Below are 3,865 nucleotides of genomic sequence, written 5' to 3'. Positions count from 1 at the left end.
TAAGCTAATGAGCCACCCAACACATTAAATTTGTCCATATCTATTTCACCTATTGCCTGCTCACGATTGAGTTTTTGCTTAGCAAACTCGGCACTGGCAAACATCTTAATATTGGCCAGGGTTTGTGCACTAAAGGCTTCGTGCATCTCAATCATATCCATATCGGCTAGCGTGCACCCCGCTTTATCAAGTGCAAGCGGTGTGGCATAAGCAGGCCCCAGTAGCATGTCTTCTTGCACGCTAATAGCGGCATAAGCATAACTGCGCAAATATCCCAACGGCTCTAGCCCCAGCGCCTTGGCTCGGCTTTCGGTCATCATTAAGATCGCCGCCGCCCCATCGGTTAGCGGGGTACTGGTGGCGGCAGTCACTGTGCCATGGCGCTTATCAAACGCAGGTTTTAGCTTGGTATAATCGGCTAAGTTTGACTCGGTACGAATATTATTGTCTTGCTCAAAGGCGGCCTTAAAAGGCGGTGTATAGGTGGCCATGACTTGGTTTGTTAATCGCCCTTGCTGCCATGCCTCTGTAGCGAGTTGATGAGAGCGATGCGCCAGCTTGTCTTGGGCTTGTCGGCTAATACCATGACTTTTTGCCATTTGTTCGGCCGTTTGCCCCATAGAAAGCCCAGTTGAATATTCCGCCACTGCAGGGGGCATGGGGGCAAGATCTTTAGCCCGTAAGCGGCGTATAATTGCAAGCTTAGCGCGCAGTGATTTCGCTTTGCTTAACTCTAGCAGAGCCTCGGCTAAGCGCTTAGATACCCCTATTGGTAACACCGATGACGAATCGGCGCCGCCGGCAATTCCGACTTCAACTTGCCCCGCCAACATCGACTCTGCCAAGCTAGACACCGCCTGAAAGCTAGTGGCGCAGGCTCGGATCACACTGTAAGCGTCTGTATGTACAGGCAAGGTACTGGCTAATACAATTTCGCGCGCAATATTGGGGGCTGTGGGCATTTGCACCACTTGGCCAAATACCAGCTGTTGTACCTCGCTTGCCGCCATGGGGGTACGTGCCAGTAATTCGTTGACTACCATGGTTCCTAATTCAAGGGCAGGAATACCGCGAAACGCGCTTGATTGGCGAGCAAAGGGGGTTCTGAGTCCCGACACTATGGCAATACGATCACCCTTATGGGTCGTTAATGGGTTAGTTGGCAACATGTATGCTCCTTTAGAAGGTAGGGGTCGCACTCTGTAGCGGGCATTTAGCTAGCCCAATCAGCATAAGAGGTCTGACCTCGCAACATCCTAGCAAATAATTAACAAGGAGCAAACATACCCGCTTTGCCAGCGATCAGCCTTAAACGGGGCCACTCCAAAAAGCATCCTTGCTTTAGGCTTAAGGCTAGCGCCTAGCTAAAAGACTAAAGCGAGGTCCTAACTTTTGTCAGTATGACAAGGTAAAGCCTGAGTGGTGGCACCGATATTTTTGTGCGCCAGCGCTAATAAATGATTAAAAACTCCTAATAAATGACCATATTGGCTCATTATTATCCCGCTGCTGTTCGCTTATTATGCAGTTAAGTCATATGGTTAGAGTTATCGAGAGTTATTCGATTTTATGCGGTAAGATTCAGCCCAATTTACTATTGAGCTGATTGGCTCTTATCTTACTTCAACTCCATGGAAGCGAACGCGCTGTTCGACACAACAGGAAACGCTATGACCATCGAACTCCCTATACTAATAACCTTTGTGGGTTATCTTATTATTACTATGTTAATTGGTGTGATTGCTTATAGAGCCACCAGCTCGTTAAGTGACTACATATTAGGAGGCCGCCGCTTAGGCCCTGGGGTAGCAGCTTTAAGTGTGGGCGCCTCAGACATGAGTGGTTGGCTGCTACTGGGCCTGCCTGGCGCCGTCTACCTTTACGGTATTAGTCAGGCTTGGATTGGTATTGGCTTAGTGATAGGTGCTTGGCTTAACTGGCTATTTGTGGCTAAACGCTTGCGCGTATACACAGAGCAGGCCAATGACTCGCTTACCTTGCCCGACTTTTTAGAAAATAGATTGGCTGATCGATCAGGGTTAATTCGCGTGATTTCTGCATTAACCATTCTCATTTTCTTTGCCTTCTATACCGCTTCTGGCTTAGTGGCAGGTGCCATTTTGTTTGAAAAAGTGTTCGCCCTACCTTATTTAACCGCCTTATTAATTGGCGGCGGTGTGATCATGCTTTATACCTTTGCCGGTGGTTTTTTAGCTGTCTCTTGGACCGATTTTTTTCAGGGCATTTTAATGTTATTAGCATTAATTGTGGTGCCTTGGGCGGTAATGAATGAGCTAGGAGGCATGAATGAAACTCTGGCAACGCTAGAAAGTATGGACGCTAATAAGCTGGATTTCTTTCATGATTTTTCACTGATCAGCGGTTTAAGCTTGCTGGCGTGGGGGTTAGGCTATTTTGGTCAGCCACATATTTTGGCTCGCTTTATGGCTATTGACTCGCCCAAATCGGTGGCGCTGTCTCGTCGTATTGCCATGAGCTGGATGATTTTGTCACTCATCGGCTCTGTCGGTGTTGGCTTAGCAGGGGCTGTGTATTTTGCTGATGCACCACTAGAAAACTCAGAGACCGTCTTTTTGGCGTTAGCTAATGCTGTGTTTAACCCTTGGGTGGCCGGTTTACTGATTGCCGCTATTATGTCGGCCATTATGAGTACCATAGATTCACAGCTGTTAGTGTGTTCATCGGCCATTACCGAAGACTTTTATAAGCGTTGGTTTCGCCCCCATGCTCCCGAAAATGAGCTAATTTGGGTGGGCCGTTTTGCTGTCGTGCTGGTGGCGGTCTGCTCTATTATTATTGCGCTAGACCCTGAGTCATCGGTCTTAGACCTAGTCAGCTATGCTTGGGCCGGTTTTGGCGGTGCCTTTGGTCCTGTGATTATTATTGCGTTATTTTGGCCTCACCTTACCCGTAATGGTGCGCTAAGCGGCATTGTGCTGGGGGCGTTAACGGTTATTGGCTGGAAGCAGCTTTCTGGTGGGCCTTTGGGTATTTTTGATCTTTATGAAATTGTGCCCGGCTTTGTTATTTGTGCCTTGGCCTGCCTTGTTATCAGCCGTCTGGGCACCCCGCCCAGTAAAGAAGTGGTGTTGGGCTTTAGAAGAATGGAGTCTGAACTCTAATATTTGATCTTGCTCACACAAATAGTTAAAACGCTTGTTTATTTAAACAAGCGTTTTACTTTTATGTAACATTTAAATATGCTGCCTGTGAGTAAGATTTCATCATTTATTCATGCGCAGCAGTATGGCGCACCACCAACACCTAACGGATGAGAGAGTCTTTCATGAGCCAAAAAACATTGAAGTTATCTTTAGTTGCCGCATCCATTGCCTTGGCTGCAGGGCAAGCTCACTCGGCAGCGTTTCAGCTGGCTGAACAAAACGCCACAGGCCTAGGACGGGCCTATTCAGGTGAAGGCGCAATTGGTGATAATGCCTCTGTATTGGGGAGAAACCCTGCTGCCATGACCTTATTAAAGCGCCCTGCTCTATCTCTGGGTGCGATTCATGTTAACCCCGAGATTGATGTAGAAGGTAAAGGGGCTAACGCCCAAGGGACAAACCTGCCGACCCAATCAGATGATATTGGTGACAGCGCCGTAGTACCTTTCTTTTATTATGTGCAGCCCCTAAATGAGCAATGGACCGCCGGGTTTGGCGCCTTTACTAATTATGGGTTATCCACCACTTATCAAGATAATCACTTTGCAGGAGAAGCTGCCGGTAGCACCTCATTAGAAACCATTAACCTTAATCCCAGCATTGCGTTTAAGGCCAATAAGCATATTTCTATTGGCGCCGGCTTTAACGCCGTCTATGCCGATGCTGAGATTATTCGTCAT

3 protein-coding genes are annotated in these 3,865 nt (G+C 47.8%); 2 read left to right on the top strand and 1 reads right to left on the bottom strand.

Annotated features, from left to right (window positions below; all coding sequences use genetic code 11):
• Positions 1-1,169: acetyl-CoA C-acyltransferase FadI (gene fadI, locus ACTHY5_RS06910; RefSeq protein ID WP_441878087.1), on the bottom strand; the 1,169-nt coding region annotated here is incomplete at its 3' end.
• A 501-nt stretch (positions 1,170-1,670) separates the two neighbouring features.
• Between fadI and putP the strand changes: the two genes are divergently transcribed.
• Together putP and ACTHY5_RS06900 are read left to right on the top strand one after the other, a co-directional pair.
• Positions 1,671-3,143 carry a sodium/proline symporter PutP gene (gene putP / locus ACTHY5_RS06905; protein WP_441878085.1) on the top strand — a complete coding sequence of 491 codons (1,473 nt, stop codon included), beginning with the start codon at positions 1,671-1,673 and terminating at the stop codon, positions 3,141-3,143.
• 164 nt (positions 3,144-3,307) lie between these two features.
• On the top strand, positions 3,308-3,865 hold a 558-nt coding region (locus ACTHY5_RS06900), incomplete at its 3' end, for an outer membrane protein transport protein (protein WP_441878083.1).

Origin of the sequence: Oceanisphaera sp., assembly GCF_052084945.1 — a bacterium.
Classification (GTDB): domain Bacteria; phylum Pseudomonadota; class Gammaproteobacteria; order Enterobacterales; family Aeromonadaceae; genus Oceanimonas.
Note: the sequence above shows the minus strand (reverse complement) of the source record. Positions and strands in the feature narration are given on the sequence as shown.